Raw genomic sequence first — 23156 nt, 5'->3', positions numbered from 1 at the left:
CGCCTTGCTTCGCGCTGTCCCGCCGTTTCAAGCGCCCGGGCGCGGACGCGAGAATGCCGCCGCTCGGCTTGCCTGCGGGCTGGAAAGGAGGGGTGGCTGAAGCTAGTCTCGCCTTACGGCGCCGTTCGAGCGCCGCCGACGATGCCGGGAACCGGCGCGGCGGGAAGGACCGGCGAGACCGGCGGGGAGGGCGCATGACCATCAAGGGGCCTGGAATCTTTCTGGCGCAGTTCGCGGGCGACGAAGCGCCGTTCGATTCGCTGGACGGGATCTGCGGCTGGGCGGCCGCGCTCGGCTACAAGGGCGTCCAGATCCCGACCTGGGACGCACGGCTCTTCGATCTGAAACGCGCCTCCGACTCGAAGGATTACTGCGACGAGATCGCCGGCCTCGTCGCCGGCCACGGCCTGGAGATCACCGAGCTGTCCGCCCATCTGCAGGGGCAGCTCGTCGCGGTCCATCCCGCCTATGACGAACTCTTCGACGGCTTCGCGGCCCCAGAGGTGCGGGGCGATCCGCAGGCGCGCCAAGCCTGGGCGGTGGATCAGGTGAAGCGCATGGCGCGCGCCTCGCGCCATCTCGGCCTCGGCTCGGCGGCGGCCTTTTCCGGCGCGCTCGCCTGGCCCTACGTCTATCCCTGGCCGCAGCGGCCCGCGGGGCTGGTCGAGGCGGCCTTCGACGAACTCGCCGCGCGCTGGCGGCCGATCCTCGACGTCTTCGAGGAGAACGGCGTCGACGTCTGCTACGAGATCCATCCGGGCGAGGATCTCCACGACGGCGTCAGCTACGAGATGTTCCTGGAGCGGGTCGGCCACCACCCCCGGGCGCGCATCCTCTACGACCCCTCGCACTTCGTGCTCCAGGGGCTTGAGTACCTCGCCAATATCGACATCTACCACGAGCGGATCGGCATGTTCCACGTCAAGGACGCGGAGCTGAACCCGACGGGGCGCCAGGGCGTCTATGGCGGTTTCCAGGGCTGGAAGGATCGCGCGGGGCGCTTTCGCTCGCTCGGCGACGGGCAGGTCGATTTCGGCGCCGTCTTCTCCAAGCTGACGCAATACGGCTTCGAGGGATGGGCCGTGCTGGAATGGGAATGCGCGCTGAAGAGCGCGGAGCAGGGTGCGCGGGAGGGTGCTCCCTTCATCGCCGCCCACATCATCGAGCGCGGCGAGAAGGCGTTCGACGATTTCGCGGGTTCCGGCTCCGATGCCGCGATGAACCGCCGAACCCTCGGCCTCGACCGTTAGGCGCCTCGGCCCGTCCAGCCTCGGTCGGCGGCTCTCAGCTGGGCGCAGTTTGTAAGCGGCCCATTGCAAGTCATGTGCGGGGCTTACCCTGGCGCCGCATGCGAAAAGCGCTTCTTGCACCGCGAAGGCCGCAAGACTAAGAGCCTTTCACCGGCCTTTCGACGAGCTCTCAAGGATCGTCGAACGGCATTCAGGGACCAGCGACCCTTCACGAAGAACCGGATCTCCGCCATGGATTTCGACGCCGCGCGCATCAAGATGGTCGACAACCAGATCCGCACCACCGACGTGACGGACTGGGCGATTCTCAAAGCCTTTCTCGAAGTGCCGCGCGAACTTTTCGTGCCGGAGGAGCGTCGTCCGCTCGCCTATATCGACGGCGACGTCCCGCTCGGCGGCGGGCGCTTTCTGATGGAGGCCTCGCCCTTCGCCAAGCTCCTGCAGCTGGCCTCCATCCGACCGACCGACCGCGTTCTCGATGTCGGATCGGCGTCGGGCTACTCCGCGGCGATCCTGTCGAAGCTGGCCGCAAGCGTCGTCGCGCTCGAGTCTTCAGCCGATCTCGTTGCGCAGGCGCGGGCGGTTTTGCCGAGAATCAATTGCGGAACGGTGGACCTCGTGGAGGGCGCCCTGGCCTCCGGCCACGCCGCCGGCGCGCCTTACGACGTGATTCTGATCGAGGGCTCCGTCGAAACCGTTCCGCCTGTGCTTTTTGAGCAACTGGCCGAGAACGGCCGCCTCATCGCCGTCGAAGGGCGCGGAAATGCAGCTTCCGCAAGGTTGCATATCAAGGAAAAGGCGGTTGTTTCGCAGCGTTTCGGCTTCAATTGCAGCATCCAGCCGCTTCAGGAATTTCGCAAGTCGGCCGAATTTGTCTTCTGATGTGGTTTTTCCAGCCACAGCCAAGTCGGTAATGTGATGCTAATGTCGCATAGGATCAGCGCGGCCATCGAGACATCTCGGCGGTCCGGGCGGATGCGGTAGCGCCTGCGGTTCGAGCCCAGTCGGGTTTTGGGCGGCGGTGCTGCAGGGGAAGTGGAGAACGTCTTGCGTCATACTGTCTGGATCGGAGCGGCCCTGGCCGCGTCCACATTCTTCGGTACTCTGGTTTCCGCCGACGCGGAGAACCTGACGGGCGCACTGGCGCGTGCCTACCGGAACAACCACGATCTCAACGTCGCCCGGGCCCAGCTTCGCGCCACCGACGAGAACGTGCCGCAGGCCAAGTCCGGTCTGAGGCCGATCATCCGAGGCTCCGGTACGACGAGCGCCGAACGCTCCCGAACGACCTTCGGCGACGATCTCCCGTCCTCCCGCGGCCGCACCGGCGTTCTTGGCGCCGGCATCACGATCAACCAGACACTCTTCGACGGGTTCCAGACGCCGAACAATATTCGCGCCGCAGAGGCGCAGGTGAAGGCGGCGCAGAACAATCTCGCCAACACCGAGCAGAACACGCTCTTCGACGCTTCGTCCGTCTACATGAACGTGCTGCGCGACCGCCAGATCGCCGACCTGCGCCGCCAGAACCTCTCCTTCCTTCAGGAGCAGGTGCGTGCCGCGCGAGCGCGGTTCGACGTCGGCGAGGGCACGCGCACGGACGTCGCCCAGGCCGAATCGGAGCAGGCCCTGTCGACCGCTCTCCTGAACTCCGCTCTGGCGCAGGTTGCGACGAGCGAAGCCAGCTATCTGCGGATCATCGGCGACGTTCCGCGCGATCTCGCGCCGGGTCGCCAGCCCAAGGGTCTCATCCCGTCCAGCATCACCTCGGCGCTCGATATCTCGCAGAAAGAGCATCCTGCGATCCTCGCCACGATATTCGCGGTCGATGCCGCGGCCTTCCAGGTGAAGTCCGCCGAAGGCACATTGCTTCCGAACCTCAGCCTCAACGGCACGGTTCAGAACCAATATGCGTTGAGCGACACCGATCCCAATTCGGCCAATCTGCCGGGCGTCGACGTCACCACGCAGAACCAGCTTTCCGCGAGTGTCGGCGCGACGCTGACGATCCCGATCTACGAGGGCGGTCTTCGGTCCTCCCAGATCCGGCAGGCCAAGGAAGTTCTCGGCCAGCGCCAGATCGAGGTGGACGGCGCTCGTGATCAGGTTCGCGCCGCCGTGGCGACCGCCTGGGCCGAGCTTCAGGCCGCCCGCGCCAACGTGTCCGGCTACAGCGCGCAGGTCAGCGCCGCTCGTCTGGCGCTGAACGGCGTCATCGAAGAGCGCAATGTCGGCCAGCGCACGACGCTCGACGTCCTGAACGCCCAGGCCGACGTGATCTCCGCGCAGATCCTGCTCGTCGGCTCGCAGCGCGACGAGGTCGTCGCGGGCTACGCTCTGTCCTCCGCGATCGGCCGGCTCTCCGCCACGCGCCTCGGCCTCGACGTCGCCGTCTACAAGCCGCAGGAGCACTACGACGCGGTCAAGGACAAGTGGTACGGACTTCGCACGCCCGACGGCCGCTAAGCTCTCCTACAGCTTCGAAATAAAAGGCAACGGATCGTCAGGTCCGTTGCCTTTTTTCGTTGGCACCTGCTGGCGAGCGGCTCGCTGATCGGGCTGGCCGGGTCGCAGGCCAAAGAGCCGCTCGAAGCACCCGTCGATGGCGTGCGGGTCGTGCCGGCGGCGCTGCGCAGACGCTTCGACGGGGGCCTTCCACCCTCCCGAAGTCGTTGACGGACCGGAGATTTCGCCGGTCGAGCCGTTGCGGATGCGACGAGGCTGCAGGGCTGCGTCCATTCGGACACAGGCTCGCCAGCCTCGTTAACGGTTCTTAAGGAATTCTGTAGAAGGCCGGCTTCGGGGATTCATTCGACGGGGTTTCCGCGATAGTCTGAACGCATGATTCGGCCGCCGGCGTCGGGCGGTCCGGACGATGCGGAAAGCCTTGCCATGAGCCAAGCCAGTCCCTCCAAGGAACCGTCGATGGACGAGATCCTGGCCTCCATCCGCCGTATCATCGAAAGCAGCGACGAGAAGCCCGGCGCGAGCCTGGCGTCCAATGCCGCGCGCGTCGCCGCGGCCGATCGCGCCGCGATCGCGCAGGACACCGCGCCCGAGCGTCCCACATCCTTCGCGCTCCCGGCCCAGGCGGCTCGCGTCGTGCCCTTCGCCGACCGAGGCTCTGTGGCGCCGTCGATGCCGCCCGTCGCGGACGATGCCGACGAGCGCTGGGTGCCGCTGTCCGAGCCTGCCAACAGCGCCGGAGAGCCGTCGGCGCAGGAGCCGGCCGCGTCGCCGTCTTCCAGCGTGGAGCCCGCAGAGGCTTCGCTCGTCGTCGAGCCCGTGGTCGCGACGGATCGCTGGGCGCGCGAGCTCGACGATGTCGAGACATGGTCCGTGCTCGATCGGCCGGTGTCCCGCAAGGGTGCGGAAGCCGACTCGGCGATCGAGGCGACGGTGGCCACCGAGATTCCTTCCGCCTCGTCCGACCTTTCCGACGCGGCGACGACCTCGGTTGCAAAACCGGTGTCGAGCGACGAGCCTCAGTCCGCTCCGGTGGCCTCGACGCTCGCCGTGGCATTGGCGCCGGATCTGGTCGAAGCGGACGCGGCATCCGTCGCCGAGAGCGTCGAGCCGGTCGAAGCCGACGACGATTTCATGGTCGATTTCGACGAAGCGGACTTCGTCGAGGCCATCGACCGCAACGCCGCGCTCGTCTCCGCCCGCGATCGTTCAGCCGAAGCGCCCGCGCCAGCGCCTCTGCCCGAGGCTCCTGCGGCGGCGGCTCCGGTTGCCGAGCGGTCGAGCCCCGCATCCGCTCCCGTCGCCTCGCGCGCCTCGTTCGAATCCGAGCCGGCCAAGCCCGCGACTCCCACGGCCTCCGTGGTGCGCGAGGCTTCCGCGCTCATGTCGGAGCAGGCGGGAACGCAGGTTGCGGCAGCCTTCGACGATCTCGCCCGCGCCATTCGCGACGGGCAGATGAAGTCGATGGAGGATATGGCCCGCGAGATGCTGCGCCCCATGCTGCAGGACTGGCTGGACGACAATCTGCCCCGCCTCGTCGAGCGCCTCGTGCGCGAAGAGATCGAGCGCGTGTCCCGGGGCGTTCGCCGCTGAGATCAGGCGGAAGCCGGTCGGCCGCGGTCCATGGGACATGCCCACGAGCTTCGTTTTCAACGTCTTTTGAGGGTGGGCGGCTGTTGAGGCCGCCCTTTCGTTGACAGGCCCGAAAGCTTGGGCGTAACCGATGCGCCATCCCTACCGGACCGCCATCGGATAGATCAATGATCGAAAAGACCTACGACGCCTCCGCCATCGAGCCGCGGATCGCCGCACGCTGGGAGGCGGCAGACGCTTTTCGGGCCGGCGCCGGCGCCAAGGAGGGCGCGGAGCCCTTCTCGATCGTCATTCCCCCGCCGAACGTCACCGGCTCGCTCCATATCGGCCACGCGCTGAACAACACGCTGCAGGACGTGCTCGTCCGCTTCGAGCGCATGCGCGGCAAGAACGTGCTCTGGCAGCCCGGCATGGACCATGCCGGCATCGCCACGCAGATGGTCGTCGAGCGCCAGCTTCGCGACCGCCAGCTGCCGGGCCGCCGCGACATGGGCCGCGAGGCCTTCGTCGAGCGGGTCTGGGAGTGGAAGGAGGAGTCCGGCGGCTCGATCCTCGGCCAGCTCCGTCGCCTCGGCGCCTCCTGCGACTGGTCGCGCGAGCGCTTCACCATGGACGAGGGCCTGTCGCGCGCCGTGCGCGAGGTCTTCGTCGCCATGTATCGCAAGGGGCTGATCTACAAGGACAAGCGTCTCGTCTCCTGGGACCCGGTCCTGCAGACCGCCATTTCGGACATCGAGGTCGAGCAGCGCGAGGTCAAGGGCCATCTCTGGCACTTCCGCTATCCGATCGACGGCGTCGCCTTCGATCCCGAGAATCCCGAGACCTTCCTCACCGTCGCGACGACGCGGCCCGAGACCATGCTCGGCGATAGCGGCGTCGCGGTGAACCCGGAGGACGAGCGCTATCGCGCCATCGTCGGCAAGCGGCTGCGCCTGCCGCTGGTCGGGCGCCTGATCCCGGTCGTCGCCGACGACTATGCCGATCCCGAGGCCGGCACCGGCGCGGTGAAGCTGACGCCGGCCCACGACACCAACGATTTCGAGGTCGGCCGCCGCCACGATCTGGCGAAGATCAACATTCTCACCGTCGAGGCGAACATCACGATTGCCGGCAACGAGGACTTCCTCGACGGGCTCGCGCCCTCGGCCGATCTCGAGGCGACGATCGCCGCGCTCGACGGCCTGCCGCGCTTCGTCGCCCGCGCCAAGATCGTCGAGATGATGGAGGCCGGCGGCTATCTCGCCAAGGTCGAGGACCACACGCACATGGTCCCGCACGGCGACCGCGGCGGCGTGCCGATCGAGCCCTTCCTCACCGACCAGTGGTGGGTCGACGCCAAGACGCTGGCCGAGCCCGCCATCGCGAGCGTCCGCGAGGGCCGCACGAAGTTCGTGCCCGAAAACTGGGAGAAGACCTACTTCGCCTGGATGGAGAACATCCAGCCCTGGTGCATCTCGCGCCAGCTCTGGTGGGGCCATCAGATTCCGGCCTGGTACGGGCCGGACGGGCAGGTCTTCGTCGCCACGACCGAGGAGGAGGCCGTCGCCGAGGCGCTGGCGCATTACGTCGTCAACGGCACGATCGACGACGCCGAAGCGCGCCGTCTCGCGGATGACGCGGAGGCGCGTTCCGGCTTCCTGACGCGCGACGAGGATGTCCTCGACACCTGGTTCTCGTCGGGCCTCTGGCCCTTCTCGACGCTCGGCTGGCCCGACAAGACGCCGGAGCTTGCCACCTACTATCCGACGAGCGTCGTCATCTCCGGCTTCGACATCATCTTCTTCTGGGTCGCCCGGATGATGATGATGGGCCTGTTCTGCATGGAGAAGGAGCCTTTCGGCACCGTCTATCTGCACGCCCTCGTCCGCGACAAGAACGGGGCCAAGATGTCGAAGTCCAAGGGCAACGTCATCGATCCGCTCGACCTCATCGAGGAATACGGCGCGGACGCGCTGCGCTTCACGCTGGCCATCATGGCCGCGCAGGGGCGCGACGTGAAGCTCGATCCCCAGCGCATCGCCGGCTACCGCAACTTCGGCACCAAGCTTTGGAACGCGACGCGCTTCGCCGAAATGAACGGCGCGCGCCATGGCGAGGAGGTTCTCCCGGAGACGCTCACCCTCCAGCTGAACCGCTGGCTCCTGACGGAGCTTTCGCGCACCATCGCGGAGACGACGGCGGCGATTGAGGCCTATCGCTACAACGATGCCTCCGGCGCGATCTACCGCTTCGTCTGGAACACGTTCTGCGACTGGTATCTGGAGCTGTCCAAGCCCGTGATGATGGGCGAGGACGAGGCGGCGAAGGAGGAGACGCGGCGCGTCACCGGCTATGCGCTCGACCGCATCTTCGCGCTGCTCCACCCGTTCATGCCCTTCCTCACCGAGGAGCTTTGGACGACGACGGCGCCGGAAAGCTCCCCCCGACCGGATCTCCTCTGCCACACGAACTGGCCGTCTCTCGCGTTCGAGGATGCCGAGGCGGCGGACGACATCAACTGGCTGATCGCGCTCGTCAGCGAGATTCGTTCGGTCCGCTCGGAGATGAACGTGCCCCCGGCCGCCGAGGCGGCTCTGGAGGTCGTGCAGCCCGATTCGGCCCTGTCGGCGCGTCTGGAGCGCCACGGCGCCTCCCTGCGCCGGCTGGCCAGGGTGACGCAGGTCGCGCCCGTCGATGCCTCATCCCGCCAGTCGGCCCGAATCGTCGTCGGCCCCAGCGTCTTCGCCATGCCGCTGGGCGGCATGATCGACATCGCGGCCGAACGCGCCCGCCTCGTGAAGGCCAAGGCCAAGGCCGACGGCGAGGTCGCCCGGATCGACAAGAAGCTCTCCAACGAGAAGTTCGTCGCGAACGCGCCGGAAGAGGTCGTGGCGGAGGAGCGCGAAAAGCAGGCGGCCTATCGCCTGGAAGGCGAGCGCCTTGCGAATGCGTTGGATCAGCTTGATTCATAAAAGCTTACGGTCTGTCGCAATTCGGTCACGGTCGCTCCGCGATTTCACCGGGTTCAGAGGGCGGCGGCGTCGCCGCCCTCATGGTTTACACCTATTCTTCGACCGCTTTAATGTTGCAGAACAACAGCTTGAACTTGTGTAATCGTTCTAAGCATTAGCTCTGACGGCGCGCCTCCGGCGCCGATAACGTCAGCTTCACGATATCCAACCGGCCCAAGTTATCTTACGTTCGCGTCAAAGGGCTCTAGCGGGCCCTGCCGGCAAGAGCAGGACCGGCTCATCGTGGGGGAAGCCATATGTCGACCAAGAAATTGATCCTTGCAGGAACTGCGTTCGTCGCAATGGTCCTGACGTCTCCGGCTTTCGCCGGCGGTTTCCAGCGCAGCATCGCCGATACGGACATCCTGTTCGAGAAAGGGACCTTCGCGTCGCGCTTGGGGGCGACCTACGTGAAGCCCAATCGCGGCTTCGAGACCATCAACGGCGTCAGCGGCGACTTCGGCGACTATACCGGCAAGTACGGTCTTCCCTCGGCCGCCTTCTATGTCGGCTCCGACGTGTTCGGATGCGCGGCGAACTACGTCGAATCCTTCGCGGCCGAAGGCGACTACGACTTCTCCCCCGGCGGTGCCCTGCCGCGTCAGGTGTCGGCGACAACCGACGGCCGTCCCGTCGCGGACGCGGCGCGCACCCGGCTGACAGATGCCACCTCGCAGAACTACTCGCGCACGCTTGGCACGGATTTCGACTCCGAAGAGTTCAGCGGCACCTGCCGCGCGAGCTACTCGACCGAAACGATGCGGTTCAGCCTGATCGGCGGCGTCTTTGCGGAAGATATCGACTTCAACGGCCAGAGCTACGGCGAACGCAGCCTGAACAATGCCTTCCTCGCCAATCCGGCGACTCGTCCGATCATCGGCGGCGTCAACCTGATCAGCCCCGGCGGCCGACTGGTTCTTCCTTCCAGGGTCGACGTGGACACGGAAGGCGATTACGAACTTGGCTTCCGTATCGGCGCGGCGGTCGAAATGCCTGAGATCGCGTTGCGCGTGCAGGCGCTCTACCGTTCGGAAGTCGACCACACGGACATCACCGGCGGCGGCACGGTGACGATCACGGGTCCTGCCTACATCCTGACGCCGGACCAGCGACAGATCGCTTTGTCCGGTACGCTCGCTGGCGGCACCGCGGGTGTTCTGGCGCTCCAGGGGCTCACGCCGGGAACCGTCATCCCGATCACCTCGACCCTCAACGACTCGACGAGCCCGCAATACCTGCAGCTGAACGCCCAGACCGGCATCGCGCCCGGCACACTTCTTCTCGGCTCCTTCCGCTGGACCGATTGGAGCACGAACAAGTCCGTCATCTCGACCATCAGCAGCGCCGCCACCGGCACCTCGTCGAGCTACTCGCCCTATAACTGGCGCGACGGCTACACGGCTTCGCTCGGCCTCGGCAGGGCGTTCAACGATCAGGTCTCGGGCGCGATCACGCTCGGCTACGATCGCGGCGTCTCGACGGGTTCGGACACGACCTACACCGATCTCTACACGATCTCGGCCGGCGTCTCCTACAAGCCGGCCTCCTGGAGCGAAATCCGTCTCGGCGGTCTCGTCGGCTTCTGGAGCGATGGCGAGCAGAAGATCTCGGAAGGCGCCTTCTTCGACGCCGCGGTCGGCAACGACCGTATCTACGGCGCCACGGCTTCGGTGAAGTTCACGTTCTAAAGCCGGGAGCGGCAAGCTCCCTCCTTCGACGGACGAAAGGCCCTCCGGCAGCGATGCCGGGGGGCCTTTTGCGTTCAGGCGATGCTTAACGCGACGCGGTCCTGAAACAAAATGTTGGTATTCGGCAACACTATTGCAATCGTGCACCTGCTAATCTGTCAGGGATGGAATGTGCCGCTAAGCCGCCATAAACGACGCTCAACCAACGCACGTCGTCACAGCGCGTGGGATCGGAATCGCCGACAGGCGGACCGTGCCGGGACGACCCTGAAGGACTGGGATGAACGTGCGATCGTCACACGAAGACAGCTTCTCGAACCGGTCCGACGTGACCGGCAAGACGCTGATTCCAAATCGTTACTTCGCTTCGCCGAGCTCGATGCGCGGTGCCCCGACGGGCTCCCGTCGTGCCGTCCTGTCCGAAACGGGTTCTCGTGTCGTGTGTCCCTCTCGACGGGAAATGGGTCGTCATGCACGGCTTTAAGACCGTTCTTTCCGCTCTGTTCGGTTCCGTAGCGCTGCTGTCCTTCGCAGGCTCGGCTTTCGCCTTGGACCCGAAGACCGTCGTTCCCATCGAGCGCGCACCGGGCGAGGTCTTCAGCCTCGGCTTCAAAGCCTACAAGCGCGGCGAGAAGCTGGAGGCCTTCGAGGCGCTCCGCTACGCCGCCGAGAAGGGCCATGCCGGCGCGCGCTGGAAGCTCGGGCAGATGTATGCCCAAGGGGACGGCGTTCCCGAAAACGACTACGAGGCCTTCAAGATCTTCGAGGAGATCATCGCCGAGGACGAGGACGACACGTCGTCATCCCCCAACGCCGCCTATGTCGCGAGTTCCGTCGTGGCGCTCGGCGACTACATGCGGACCGGCATTCCCGGAACGCCCGTCAGCGTCGACCTGCCCCAGGCTCGTCAGCTCTATTTCCATGCCGCCTCGATCTTCGGCGATCCGAAGGCGCAGTTCGAACTCGGCCGCATGCTGCTGAACGGCGACGGCGGCCGGCCGAATCCGCGTCAGGCGGCCCGTTGGCTGAAACTGTCCGCGGAAAAGGGCAATACGGGCGCACAGGCTCTGCTCGGCTACCTCCTCTTCGACGGCGAGAAGATCTCGCTTCAGGCCCAGCCGGTGAGGGGGCTCGCCATGCTGACGCTGGCCCTGCGGCATGCGACGGAAAAGGACGAGCGGTGGATCAGGCCGCTTCAGGAAGAGGTCTTCTCGCTCGCCAGCGAAGGCGACCGGCGCACGGCGCTCGCCTATGCCGAAGAGCATCAGGGCACCATCGCCAAGAACTGATAGCGGAACGTCGGGGGCGACGGGTCTCGGTCATCGCTCGGCGTGTGTTTCCCGCCGACGCTTTCGAAACCACGGCGATGTCGTCGACCGCCGAAGCCGCAGGCCCCCGGCATGGGACGTTCGCGCCGACAGTCCGTCGCGCTTCAGCTGGCGAGTTCCACCAAGACCGGAACGTGGTCCGACGGCTTCTCCCAGCCGCGCACATGCTTGTCCACGCCGACCGAAACCATGCGCTCGGCCGCTTCCGGCGAGAGCAGAAGATGGTCGATGCGAATGCCGTTGTCGCGCTGCCAGGCGCCGGCCTGGTAGTCCCAGAAGGTGAAGGTCTGCTCGTCGGTCGTCGCCCGCAGAGCGTCGGTCAGGCCGAGATGGCTCAGCCGGCGTAAGGAAGCACGGCTTTCCGGCTGGAACAGCGCGTCTTCCGTCCAGGCTGCGGGAAAGCGCGCGTCGATCGGCTGCGGAATGACGTTGTAGTCGCCGGCCAGCACGAGATCGCACTCCTCTTCGAGAAGCTTTGCAGCATGCGCCTCGAGCCGGGCCATCCAGCCGAGCTTGTAGGGAAACTTTTCGGTGCCGAGCGGATTGCCGTTCGGCAGATAGAGGGAGGCGACGCGCAGCGTGCGGGGGCCGACCTTCCAGACGCCTTCGATGAAACGCGACTGCTCGTCCGCATCGTCGCCGGGAAGCCCGCGGATCACCTCCGCCGGCGGCACCTTGGAGAGAAGGGCGACGCCGTTGAAGCCCTTCTGCCCATGCGTCTCGACATGGTATCCGAGAGCCTCGATCGCGGCGCCGGGAAAGGTCTCGTCCTGGCTCTTGATCTCCTGCAGGCAGACGATGTCGGGCTTGCGTTCTTCGAGCCAACTGAGAAGAACGTCCAGTCGAGCCTTGATTCCGTTGATGTTCCAGGTCGCAATGATCATTGGGGACCCGGTCAGACTGAAAAGCTGGTGCCGCAGCCGCAGGACGCGACGGCATTGGGATTCCGGATCTGGAAGGACTGGCCCATCAGGTCGTCGACGAAGTCGATGACGGCGCCGTCCATGTAGACGAGCGACATCGGATCGATGAACACGGTCGCCCCGTCCTTCTCGATGACGATGTCGTCGCTCTGGCTGTCGTCGGTGAGGTCGTATTTGTAAGAGAAGCCGGAACAGCCGCCGCCTTCGACGGAGATGCGCAGCGCCCGGCCGGATTCGCCCTTCGCCACGATGGCGGCGATGCGGCGGGCCGCGGCGTCGGAGACGACCACCTGGGTCGCGGATGCGGGGGACATGGCTTCGCTCATATATCCGACGCGGCGAAGGCAGTGACCCCGGCCGCTCTCCTTGTTGAAGCGTTGTCCTCTAGGTATGCAGCCGGGAGGGTCCGGTCAATGTGAAGCAGGCCGGGCGTCGAGTGGAAAGAGTTGGAGCGTCGTTCATGCGGGCCTTCGGGACGCGCGTCGCTTTGGGCGCCGGTGACGCGCGGGGAGCTGAGGCGCGATGACGGATCTGCCGACGATCGGCTTCGGCCTCGGGGAACGGGCCGCCTTCGCCGTGCAGCCCGGCCAGTCGCGCGGTCGGCTCTATCCCGAGCCGTCGAGCCCGACGCGCACGCCCTTTCAGCGCGACCGCGATCGCATCGTCCACTCCACTGCCTTTCGCCGGCTGAAGCACAAGACGCAGGTCTTCCTCGCCTACGAGGGCGATCACTACCGCACACGTCTGACCCACACGATCGAGGTCTCGCAGATCGCGCGGGCCTTTGCGCGGGCCTTCCGGCTGGACGAGGATCTGACGGAGGCGGTCGCTCTCGTCCACGATTTCGGCCACACGCCCTTCGGACACGCGGGCGAGCGGGCGCTCCATGCCTGCATGGCCGCTTACGGCGGCTTCGATCACAATGCGCAGGCGCTTCGCATCGTCACCGCCCTGGAGCGGCGCTACGCGGAATTCGACGGGCTGAACCTTGCCTACGAGACGCTGGAAGGGCTGGTGAAGCACAACGGCCCGCTTCTCGGCCCGCAGGCTGCGGCCGATGCGCCGGTGCCCCGGCCGATCCTCGACTTCGACGCCGTCTTTCCGCTGCATCTTGAGACCCATGCGAGCCTGGAGGCCCAGTCGGCGGCGATCTCCGACGATATCGCCTACGACACCCACGACCTCGACGATGGGATGCGCGCCGGGCTGATCGACGTCGAGGATCTCGCCGAGCTTCCCCTGGCCGGCGATATCCTGCGCGAGGTGCGCCGGGCCTATCCGACGCTCGACCGGTCTCGTCTCGTCCACGAGATCATGCGCCGCCACATCACGCGGATGGTGGAGGACGTGATCGTGTCGACGACCGAGGCGCTGGGGCAGGTGGCTCCGGCCTCGGTGGACGACGTGCGCGGCGCGGGCAGGGCGCTCGTCGGCTTCTCGCCCGCCATGCGCGCAGCCGAGGCCGAGACCAAGCGCTTCCTGTTCAAGCGGGTCTACCGCGATCCTTCGGTCTCGCGCGTCATGGACCGCGCCGAGACGATCGTGCGCGACCTCTTCGCCCGGCTCTTCGAGAACCCGGCCGAGATGCCCGAGGAATGGCGCGACACGTCTGCTTCCGGCGACGAGGCGCGCCGCGCGCGCAGGGTGGCGGATTATCTCTCGGGCATGACGGACAGCTATGCGCTCGCCGAGCACCGGCGGCTGTTTGACGTCACACCGGAATTGCGTTAGCGCGCCCCTTTCCGCCGGGGCGCCCGTCAGGCCCCGGTCGATCGATGGAATCCCCGCCATGAACATCTTCGCCGACTTCGAGCAGCGCATCCGGACGATCGTCGAGGCCGACCTTGCCCGCCGTGGCGTGGAAGGGCTCGACCTCTCCCGCATCACGGTCGAGCCGCCGCGCGATGCGAGCCACGGCGATCTGGCTTCCAATGCCGCGATGGTTCTCGCCAAGCCGCTCGGCCTGAAGCCGCGCGAGCTCGCCGTATCGCTGTCGGCCAAGCTCGCCGACGATCCCGATGTCGCAAGTGTCGAGATCGCCGGTCCCGGCTTCATCAATCTGCGCCTCGCGCCTGCCTTCTGGACCGGCCATCTCGGCGAGATTCTGCGGCTCGGGCGGGACTATGGCCGGGGCAGGGCGACGGGCCGCAAGGTCAATGTCGAATATGTCTCGGCCAATCCGACCGGCCCGATGCATGTCGGCCATTGCCGGGGCGCCGTCGTCGGCGATTCCATCGCCAATCTCATGGCCTTTGCCGGCGACGAGGTGGTGAAGGAATATTACGTCAACGACGCGGGCGCGCAGATCGGCGTCCTCGCCCGCTCCGTCTTCCTGCGTTACCGCGAGGCGCTCGGCCAGGAGATCGGCGAGATCCCGGCCGGTCTCTATCCCGGCGACTATCTGAAGCCCGTCGGCCGCAAGCTCGCCGATCAGTATGGCGAGACGCTCGTCGCGATGGACGAGGCGGAATGGCTGCCGATCGTCCGGGATGTAGCGATCGACGCCATGATGGAGATGATCCGCGAGGATCTGAAGCGGCTCGGCATCGAGCACGAGGTCTTCTTCTCCGAGCGCGAATTGCACAGGAAGGCCGGCGAGAACCGCAGCCGGATCGAGGCGGCGATCGAGGATCTGCGCGAGCGCGGCTTCGTCTACCAGGGCGCTCTGCCGCCGCCGAAGGGCCAGGCGCCGGAGGACTGGGAGGACCGGGAGCAGACGCTTCTGCGCTCCACCGATGTCGGCGACGACATGGACCGTCCGCTCGTCAAGTCCGACGGCACCTACACCTACTTCGCCGCCGACGTCGCCTATTTCGCCGACAAGTACGCCCGTGGTTTCCGCGAGATGGTCTTCGTCCTCGGCGCCGACCACGGCGGCTACGTGAAGCGCCTGGAGGCCGTCGCGAAGGCGATCTCCGGCGGCGAAGCGCGCGCCGACGTCGTGCTCTGCCAGCTCGTGAAGCTCTATCGCGACGGCGAGCCCTTCAAGATGTCCAAACGCTCCGGCGATTTCGTCACGCTCGCCGATGTCGTGGAGGAGGTCGGCCGCGATCCGGTCCGCTTCATGATGCTCTTCCGCAAGAGCGACGCGCCGCTCGACTTCGACTTCAAGAAGGTCACGGAACAGTCGAAGGACAATCCGGTCTTCTACGTTCAGTACGCCCATGCCCGCGCCCGCTCCGTCGTTCGGCAGGCGGCGGAGGCCGGCATTCACCCGTCGCCCGAGACGGCCGATCTGGCGCTTCTGGCCGACGAGGGCGAGATCGGGCTCGTCCGCAAGCTTGCGGAGTTCCCGCGCCTCGTTCAGTCCGCGGCGGAAAACCGCGAGCCGCACCGGCTGTCCTTCTTCCTCTACGACCTCGCGCAAGCTTTCCATGCACAATACAATCGGGGACGCGATCTGCCGGGCTTACGTTTTGTTAACCCTGATCAGTCAGAAATGACCCTTGCGAGACTGGCGCTGGTCGAAGCTGTCGCCGCCGTCATCGCCTCCGGGCTCGGCCTCATGGGCGTCGAGGCGCCGGAGGAAATGCGGTGACGGATCACGCTTTGGTCAATTTCGTCTCCTAACGAATTTGAGCCTTTTCGGGCCTGGCTCGAAAGTCCGAGACCGGGCGTGCGAGAGCGGAGTTGATGGTGATGGGCGATATGAAGGCTCAGGCACGAGGCGTCGGCTCCTCGTCGGGAGCGGACGGCTCCGATCCTTTCGCCGATCTCGCGAACATGTTCGAAACCGAAGTCGAGCGCATGGGCGCATCGGCCGAGTTCGACGACGGTTTCGAGGACGAGTTCGCCGATGCGCTCGCCGTCGATGTCGCCCGCGATCTCGCCTCGGCCTCCTCGCACCACAAGCCCGCCAACAGCGCCCATCAGGGCTGGGTCGCCCCGCGCGCCGTGCGTCTCGCCGATCCGATGGAAGATCGCGCAAGCTACGGCATGGCCGGCCTCGGCAGCGTCGGACATCGCTCCGCGCTGAACCTTCAGGCCGATCTGGAGCAGGCCCTGCGCGGTCTGTCCTCGCCCGCCAATCCGCGCCAGTCGATCATCGTCGAGACGCAGTCCTTCGCGCCCGAGCGCGTCGTGGACGAGCCGGTCGAGGGCATGTCCGAGCCTGAGCTCGACGATTTCGACAAGCTGATCGCCAGCGAGCTTGCCGTCCTCCATCGCAGCGAAGTGCCCCGGCAGCCCGCTCTGCCGATGTCGGCCGCGGCCGCGCTTCGCCCGCTGCCGTCCGGCGTCGATTACACGGTCGCCGTCGGCGATGGCGATTCGTCGGACGGATACGACGACATGGACGAGGAGCCGCGCCGGGGGCGCCGGTTCCTGTCGCGCGGCATGGTCATGCTCGGCGGCAGCGTCGCGGCGCTGGCCCTCGTCGGCGTGATCGGTTTTTCGGCTCTCTCGTCCGGCGATGGGTCCACCCTCGTCGCCTCCGGCGACCCGCTTCTGATCAAGGCCGACACGGTGCCCTTCAAGATGGTGCCGAAGGAGCCGGGCGGGCGCTCGATCCCCAACCAGAACAAGGCCGTCTACGACCGCGTCGCCGCGCCGGCCGGGCAGTCCGCGCCGCAGCAGCAGGCGCTCCTGACCGCCGCCGAAGAGCCCATCGATCTGCCGCCGGAGGCAACGCCCGGCGTCTACGACGACAGCCTTCCGGGCGTGGAACTGGGCGACGGCGAAGGGCTCGACCTGAAGGACGAGACCCGGGTCGAGACGGCTGCGGCCGACGCGAGCGGCGCATCCGAGATCCCCGTTCTCGAGCCGCGCAAGGTGCGCACCATGGCCGTGCGCCCGGATGGAACGCTCATGCCGGCCAGCATGCCCTCCGCCGCATCCAGCGCCGCGATGTCGCCGGGAGCCGGGGACGGATCGACCATGGCGCCCGCCGCGATGGACGTCGCCTCGGTCGAAGCGAGCGCACCCGTAGAGACGCCGATGGCCGCCCCCCGGATGCCGACGCCCGTCGCGACGACGCCGGCCGCCGCCGAGCCCGCGCCCGTTGCGGCGGCCGCAGCGCCCGAGCCGGAGCCGGATGCGCCCGTTCTGGCAGCCGACCCGATCGAGGTCGCCGCGATCCAGCCGTCCCCCGCGCCGGCGCCCATTGCGGCCCCGGCGGCCTCCGGCGGCTACTATGTCCAGATATCGTCGCAGCCCTCGGAGGCTCTGGCACAGAAGTCGCTGCAGAGCCTCGGCTCCCGTTTCTCTCAGGTCATTTCCGGGCGCTCCGTCGGCATCCAGGCCGCGGAGATTCCGGGCAAGGGGACCTTCTACCGCGTCCGCGTCGCAGCCGAATCGAAAGCCGAGGCGGCCAACCTGTGCAACCGTTTGAAGGCCGCCGGCGGCAATTGCTTCGTGGCGCGCTGAGCGCGGCGGCGGCATTCCTCCTTCACAGCTCGGAAAGACCGGGACCTTCTGCGGGGCGCATGTCGCCCCGCAGCCGTTCGGCGCATGCGGAGAGACAGATGACCAAGGGTTCCAAGGCCTGGATCGCCGGCTGTTCCGGCCTCAGCCTGACCGAGGACGAGCGCCTCTTCTTCGCCGACGAGCGCCCCTGGGGCTACATCCTCTTCGGGCGGAACATCCACTCGGCCGGCCAGCTCGCCGATCTCGTCGGGGAACTCAAAGCCGCCGATGGCCGTGCGACCGTGCCGGTCTTCATCGACCAGGAGGGCGGGCGCGTGCAGCGCCTGCGCCCGCCGATCGCCCCGACCTATCCGCCGGCCGCCGCGATCGGCCGCGTCTTCGACGCCGACCGGCAGAAGGGCGAGCGCGCCGCCTGGCTCCAGGGGCGTCTCATCGCCCATGACCTCATGGGCTACGGCATCAATGCCGACTGCCTGCCCTGTCTCGACGTTCCGGTCGAGGGCGCCCATTCCGTCATCGGCGACCGCGCCTATGGCTGGCAGCCCGATACGGTCGCGACGCTCGGCCGCGCGGCGGCCGACGGTCTGGTCGCGGGCGGCGTCCTGCCGGTGATGAAGCACATGCCCGGCCACGGGCGTGGCAATGCCGACAGCCATCTCGAACTGCCCGTCGTCGCCACGCATCGCCCGGAGCTCGCGACGATCGACTTCGTCCCGTTCCAGGCGCTGAAGACCTTGCCCGCCGCCATGACGGCCCATCTCCTCTTCACCGACATCGACCCGACCTTCCCCGCGACGCTCTCGCAGATCGTCGTCGAGAGCGTGATCCGGCACGAGATCGGCTTCGACGGCTTGCTGATGACCGACGACATCTCGATGAAGGCGCTCGCCGGCGATATCGGCGATCTCTCGCGACAGGCGATCGCGGCGGGCTGCGACGTCGTTCTCCACTGCAATGGCGACATGACCGAGATGCGCAAGGTTGCGAGCGCCGTCCAGCCGCTGCGGGGCGAGGCCGAGCGCCGGGCCGCTCATGCCGAGACCTTCATCGCGCCGAATCGGCCGGTGCTCGACGAGGCCGCCTTGCGCGCCGAGTTCGACGAACTGGTTGCCCGCACGGCCTAAAGCCGCTAGCCCAACGCGAAAGGACGGGCGACGGGGCAGCCGCAGGATGACGATCGGATCGAGCGAGGTCGAGGACGCCGCCTTGCCGCATGGCCGGCTCGGCGACCCGTCGAACGGCAACGCGGCCCGCCTCGATTTCGAGGATATCCGTCTCACCGCCGGCAGAACGGAGATTCTGAAAGGAATCACGCTCTCGGCCGAGCCCGGCGAGATCCTCTGCCTTCTCGGCCCGTCCGGTTCCGGCAAGACGACGCTTCTGCGCATCGCCGCGGGCATCGAGCGCCAGACGTCCGGCCGCGTCGTCCTCGGCGGACACGAGGTCTCCGGGCCATCGGCCTTCGTGCCGCCGGAGAAGCGCGGGGTCGGCCTGATGTTCCAGGACTTCGCGCTGTTTCCCCACATGACGCTGCTCGACAACGTCCGCTTCGGTCTGGGCCATCTCGGCCGCGACGAGGGGCGGCGCGCGGCGAGGAGCGCTCTTGAGCGCGTCGGTCTCGCTGCAAGCGCTGCGAACTATCCGCACGCTCTCTCCGGCGGCGAGCAGCAGCGCGTGGCGCTGGCCCGCGCGCTCACCCCGCGCCCCTCCGTCCTCCTGATGGACGAGCCCTTCTCCGGCCTCGATAGCCGCCTGAAGGACGTCGTGCGCACCGATACGCTTCAGATCCTTCGCGAAAGCCGGGCGACCGCGATCGTCGTCACGCACGATGCCGAGGAGGCCATGCGCATGGGCGACCGCATCGCGCTTCTGCGCGGCGGCCGTCTCGTGCAGATCGGCACGGGAGAGGATATCTATCGCCGTCCCACCGATCTCTTCGCCGCCGGCTTCTTCTCGGAGCTCAACGTGATCGAGGGCGAGGCGAGGGGCGGCAGGGTCGTGACGGCGCTCGGTGCCGTCGCAAGCTCGCCACGATCCGACGGTACGACTATGACGGTGGCTCTGCGCCTCACCGGGCTTCTGGTCGCGGCGAAGGGCGAGGGCGTCTCGGGCCGGATCGTCGGCCGGCGCTTCCTCGGCGCCGTCGATCTCCTGACGATCGCCGTCGAAGGCCTCGATCGGCCGCTTCGTGCGAGATTGAGGGCGGGACAACTGCCGGACGGGCTTGCCGAGGTCTTCGTCTCCGTTGATCCGCAAGACGTTATCGTGTTTGAAGGATGCGAGGGGACCGACTGACGCGAGGCAAGATCCGGCCGCCTGGATGGGGCGGCGGGGCCGGCGGCTGGTCGGACACGACGAGCGAGCGGAAAGCATCCGGCTTTCCGTCATGAACGAAGGCCCCCGAGGCGCTCGCGGGCTGCGTGGCATTAGGAGTAAGGCATTGGGTAGCTTCAGCATCTGGCACTGGCTCATCGTCCTCGCGGTCGTGCTTCTGCTCTTCGGGCGCGGCAAGATCCCCGAGCTGATGGGCGACGTCGCCAAGGGCATCAAGAACTTCAAGAAGGGCATGAGCGACGACGAGACGACCGTGGTGCAGGAGCGCCGTTCGCTCGATCACCGCGACGGCGATATCGTCTCCCACGACCCGAACAAGGTCGAGAAGACCATCGTCTGATCGAACGGACCGATCTTCGGTCCAGATCCGACCCTGCCGGAGTCGGAGCGCCGCCGGGCCCATGAGGGCAGACGTTCGGCGCTCCCGCTCCCTTTCGCCCGGCCGAGGTGAACCTTCGCCCGGGTGACGCGACCGCCCGTCTGATCGGCCCCGGGACGGTTTCGTGCTTCAGATCCCGATCGGGAAACGGCGTCTATGTTCGATATTGGTTGGTCCGAGCTTCTCGTCATCGGCGTGGTGCTGATCGTGGTGGTTGGTCCGAAAGACCTCCCGCGCATGCTTCGCACCTTCGGGCGGACGACCACCCAGCTGCGGCGGATGGCGGGCGATTTCCGAAAGCAGTTCGACGAGGCCCTGCGCGAGGCCGAGATGGAGGACGTTCGCTCCACCGTGAACGACCTGCGCTCCATGAATCCCGCGTCCGACATCCGCAAGGCGATGAACCCGATGCGGGCCGTCGGCGACGAGATCCGCTCGTCCCTCATGGCCGCGACGCGCGCGCCTGAGCCGACCGTCCCGTCCGCGACCGCTCCTGCGGCCCCCGCCGACCCCAGCATTGCCGCGACGGCCGAGTCGCAGCCGCTCGCCAACACGTCCGCCGCTCCGCCACCGCCGCCCGTCGCGACGCCCGTTCATGAGGCGACGCCGGTCGAGCCGGCCTCGGCGCCTGCGCCTGTCCTGAACGGGAGCGGCCTCAACGGTGCCCATCGCGAAGGAGAGGCCAAGTGAGCCGCGCCGGAACCGACGAGGTCGAGGCCTCCTCCGCACCTCTCATCGAGCATCTGATCGAGCTGCGCACCCGGCTGATCTGGGCGCTGGCGGGCTTTTTCGCGGCCTTCCTCGTCTGCTTCTTCTTCGCCAAGCAGCTCTTCAACCTTCTCGTCGTGCCCTATCAGACCGCCGTCGCCTGGGCCGGCATTTCGGATCGGCAGGTGGAGTTGATCTACACGGCGCCGCAGGAGTTCTTCTTCACGCAGGTCAAGATCGCGGCCTTCGGCGGCTTCTTCCTGGCCTTCCCGATCATCGCCATCCAGGTCTACAAGTTCGTCGCCCCCGGCCTCTACAAGACCGAGCGGGCGGCCTTCATCCCCTTCCTCGTCGCGACGCCGCTGCTCTTCCTGCTCGGCGCGGCGCTCGTCTATTTCTTCTTCACGCCCATGGTCATGTGGTTCTTCCTCTCCATGGAGCAATCGGGCAACGTGCCTGGACAGGCGGCCATCCAGCTTCTGCCCCGCGTGTCGGAATATCTGTCGCTGATCATGGGGCTGATCTTCGCCTTCGGCATGGTGTTCCAGCTTCCCGTCGTCACCTCGCTTCTCGTGCGGGCTGGCATGGTCACGACGGAAGGTCTTATTTCCAAACGCAAATGGGCGATCGTCCTGGCCTTCATCGCGGCGGCGATCCTGACCCCGCCGGACCCGATGTCCCAGATCGGCCTTGCGATCCCGACCATCCTTCTCTACGAGGTTTCGATCATCACGGCACGGATGATCGAACGCAAACGGGCCGCACAGCTTGCCGAAAGCGACGCGTCCGCCGATTCCGCGTGAAGCCGGTTCGTCCCTCGCCTCCGCCTTTCGGAAACGGGGACTTTCATGCTCGATATCAAATGGATACGCGACAATCCGGCTTCGTTCGACGAGGCGATGGCCCGTCGAAGCGCCGCCTTCACGTCGGCTGAGATTCTCAGCCTCGACGAGGAGCGCCGCGCGCATCTGAAGCGGCTGCAGGACCTTCAGAGCCGCCGCAACGACGCCTCCAAGGAAATCGGCAAGGCCAAGAGCAGCGGCGACGCCGCGCGGGCCGAGGCCGTCATCGCCGAGGTCGCAGAGATCAAGGCCGAGATCCAGGCGGGCGAGGAGACCGAGCGCCGTCTCGACCAGACGATCGCCGATCTCCTGGCCGGCATTCCCAACGTGCCGCTCGCCGAGGTGCCCGTCGGCCCCGACGAGACCGGCAATGTCGAGATCCGCACCTTCGGCGCGCCGAAGAGCTTCCCCTTCGCGCCGAGGGAGCATTTCGATATCGGCGAGGCCCTCGGGCTCATGGATTTCGATCAGGCGGGCAAGATCGCCGGTTCGCGCTTCACGATCCTGAAGGGCGCGCTCGCGCGGCTCGACCGCGCGCTCGGGCAGTTCATGCTCGATCTTCACACGGGCGAGCACGGCTACCAGGAGGTCGTCGCGCCCATGCTCGTGAAGGACGAGGCGGTCTTCGGCACGGCCCAGCTTCCCAAGTTTTCCGAAGACCTGTTCCGCACGACGGACGGTCGCTGGCTCATTCCGACCTCGGAAGTGCCGCTGACCAATCTCGCCCGCGAGACGACCCTCGACGAGGCGGCTCTGCCCCTGCGCTTCACAGCTCTGACGCCCTGCTTCCGCTCGGAGGCGGGCTCGGCGGGCCGCGACACGCGCGGCATGCTGCGCCAGCATCAGTTCTCGAAGGTCGAGATGGTGTCGATCACCTCGGCGGACCAGTCGCTGGCCGAGCACGATCGCATGACGGCGGCCGCCGAGACCGTGCTGCAGCGGCTTGGCCTTGCCTATCGCACGGTCGTTCTCTGCACGGGGGACATGGGCTTTTCGGCCCAGAAGACGCACGACATCGAGGTCTGGCTGCCCGGTCAGAACGCCTATCGCGAGATTTCGAGCTGCTCGGTCTGCGGCGATTTCCAGGCGCGGCGGATGAGCGCGCGCTACAAGGTGGCGGGCGAGAAGCAGACGCGTTTCGTCCATACGCTGAACGGTTCCGGCGTCGCCGTCGGCCGTTGCCTGATCGCCGTTCTGGAAAATTATCAGAACGAGGATGGCAGCGTGACGGTGCCGGACGTTCTGGTGCCCTACATGGGCGGGCTGACCCGGATCGAAAAGGCGGCCTGAT

General features: G+C 66.9%; 18 protein-coding genes. 16 read left to right on the top strand and 2 right to left on the bottom strand.

Annotation, left to right across the window (positions count from 1 at the left end; all coding sequences use genetic code 11):
- The first annotated feature begins 194 nt into the window (after window positions 1–194).
- The 7 genes from ASG62_RS15120 (at window position 195) to ASG62_RS15090 (ending at window position 11276) form a co-directional block, all read left to right on the top strand.
- Entirely contained in the window at window positions 195–1250 is a 1056-nt protein-coding gene (locus ASG62_RS15120) for a sugar phosphate isomerase/epimerase family protein (RefSeq protein WP_056691954.1), read from the top strand.
- 231 nt (window positions 1251–1481) lie between these two features.
- The gene (locus ASG62_RS15115) at window positions 1482–2132 is read left to right on the top strand and encodes a protein-L-isoaspartate O-methyltransferase family protein (RefSeq protein WP_056691951.1); all 651 of its coding nucleotides are present in this window, start codon (window positions 1482–1484) and stop codon (window positions 2130–2132) included.
- A 165-nt stretch (window positions 2133–2297) separates the two neighbouring features.
- Window positions 2298–3716, top strand: coding sequence for a TolC family outer membrane protein (locus ASG62_RS15110; protein WP_156382162.1), 1419 nt, complete (start codon window positions 2298–2300; stop codon window positions 3714–3716).
- Window positions 3717–4175: 459 nt separating this feature from the next.
- Window positions 4176–5309, top strand: coding sequence for a PopZ family protein (locus tag ASG62_RS27610; RefSeq protein WP_057180470.1), 1134 nt, complete (start codon window positions 4176–4178; stop codon window positions 5307–5309).
- A 167-nt stretch (window positions 5310–5476) separates the two neighbouring features.
- Window positions 5477–8260 (top strand): valine--tRNA ligase, encoded by a 2784-nt coding sequence (locus ASG62_RS15100; RefSeq protein ID WP_056691942.1) that lies wholly within the window; start codon window positions 5477–5479, stop codon window positions 8258–8260.
- Between the two features lie 296 nt (window positions 8261–8556).
- Window positions 8557–9987 carry a hypothetical protein gene (locus tag ASG62_RS15095; RefSeq protein WP_056691938.1) on the top strand — a complete coding sequence of 477 codons (1431 nt, stop codon included), beginning with the start codon at window positions 8557–8559 and terminating at the stop codon, window positions 9985–9987.
- Between the two features lie 470 nt (window positions 9988–10457).
- Window positions 10458–11276: a tetratricopeptide repeat protein gene (locus ASG62_RS15090; RefSeq protein ID WP_056691935.1), complete on the top strand. Its 819-nt coding sequence runs from the start codon at window positions 10458–10460 to the stop codon at window positions 11274–11276.
- Between the two features lie 143 nt (window positions 11277–11419).
- Here ASG62_RS15090 and xth read toward each other — a convergent pair whose 3' ends face one another.
- Together xth and erpA are read right to left on the bottom strand one after the other, a co-directional pair.
- Window positions 11420–12199 carry an exodeoxyribonuclease III gene (gene xth, locus ASG62_RS15085; protein WP_056691932.1) on the bottom strand — a complete coding sequence of 260 codons (780 nt, stop codon included), beginning with the start codon at window positions 12197–12199 and terminating at the stop codon, window positions 11420–11422.
- Window positions 12200–12210: 11 nt separating this feature from the next.
- Window positions 12211–12552, bottom strand: coding sequence for an iron-sulfur cluster insertion protein ErpA (erpA, locus tag ASG62_RS15080; RefSeq protein WP_056692229.1), 342 nt, complete (start codon window positions 12550–12552; stop codon window positions 12211–12213).
- Between the two features lie 208 nt (window positions 12553–12760).
- Here erpA and ASG62_RS15075 point away from each other — a divergent pair, with 208 nt between their 5' ends.
- The 9 genes from ASG62_RS15075 to serS all read left to right on the top strand — a co-directional run bounded on the left by ASG62_RS15075 (window position 12761) and on the right by serS (window position 23155).
- A complete protein-coding gene (locus ASG62_RS15075) occupies window positions 12761–13969 on the top strand; it encodes a deoxyguanosinetriphosphate triphosphohydrolase (protein ID WP_056691931.1) in 1209 nt (402 codons plus the stop codon).
- A 58-nt stretch (window positions 13970–14027) separates the two neighbouring features.
- Window positions 14028–15776 carry an arginine--tRNA ligase gene (gene argS, locus ASG62_RS15070; RefSeq protein ID WP_056691929.1) on the top strand — a complete coding sequence of 583 codons (1749 nt, stop codon included), beginning with the start codon at window positions 14028–14030 and terminating at the stop codon, window positions 15774–15776.
- A gap of 101 nt (window positions 15777–15877) precedes the next feature.
- A complete protein-coding gene (locus ASG62_RS15065) occupies window positions 15878–17602 on the top strand; it encodes an SPOR domain-containing protein (RefSeq protein WP_162245997.1) in 1725 nt (574 codons plus the stop codon).
- 98 nt (window positions 17603–17700) lie between these two features.
- Entirely contained in the window at window positions 17701–18726 is a 1026-nt protein-coding gene (nagZ, locus tag ASG62_RS15060; RefSeq protein ID WP_056691925.1) for a beta-N-acetylhexosaminidase, read from the top strand.
- Between the two features lie 46 nt (window positions 18727–18772).
- Window positions 18773–19897, top strand: coding sequence for an ABC transporter ATP-binding protein (locus ASG62_RS15055; protein ID WP_082537051.1), 1125 nt, complete (start codon window positions 18773–18775; stop codon window positions 19895–19897).
- 145 nt (window positions 19898–20042) lie between these two features.
- Window positions 20043–20276 carry a twin-arginine translocase TatA/TatE family subunit gene (locus tag ASG62_RS15050; protein WP_056691923.1) on the top strand — a complete coding sequence of 78 codons (234 nt, stop codon included), beginning with the start codon at window positions 20043–20045 and terminating at the stop codon, window positions 20274–20276.
- A 195-nt stretch (window positions 20277–20471) separates the two neighbouring features.
- A complete protein-coding gene (gene tatB, locus ASG62_RS28050) occupies window positions 20472–21005 on the top strand; it encodes a Sec-independent protein translocase protein TatB (RefSeq protein WP_056691920.1) in 534 nt (177 codons plus the stop codon).
- On the top strand, window positions 21002–21826 hold the full coding sequence (gene tatC / locus ASG62_RS15040) for a twin-arginine translocase subunit TatC (RefSeq protein ID WP_056691918.1): 825 nt from the start codon (window positions 21002–21004) through the stop codon (window positions 21824–21826). Before tatB ends, tatC begins: the two co-directional genes overlap by 4 nt.
- A gap of 45 nt (window positions 21827–21871) precedes the next feature.
- Window positions 21872–23155 (top strand): serine--tRNA ligase, encoded by a 1284-nt coding sequence (gene serS / locus ASG62_RS15035; protein ID WP_056691917.1) that lies wholly within the window; start codon window positions 21872–21874, stop codon window positions 23153–23155.
- The last annotated feature ends 1 nt before the right edge of the window (window position 23156 follow it).

Source organism: Aureimonas sp. Leaf427 (genome assembly GCF_001425485.1).
Classification (GTDB): Bacteria; Pseudomonadota; Alphaproteobacteria; order Rhizobiales; family Rhizobiaceae; genus Plantimonas.
Note: the sequence above shows the minus strand (reverse complement) of the source record. Positions and strands in the feature narration are given on the sequence as shown.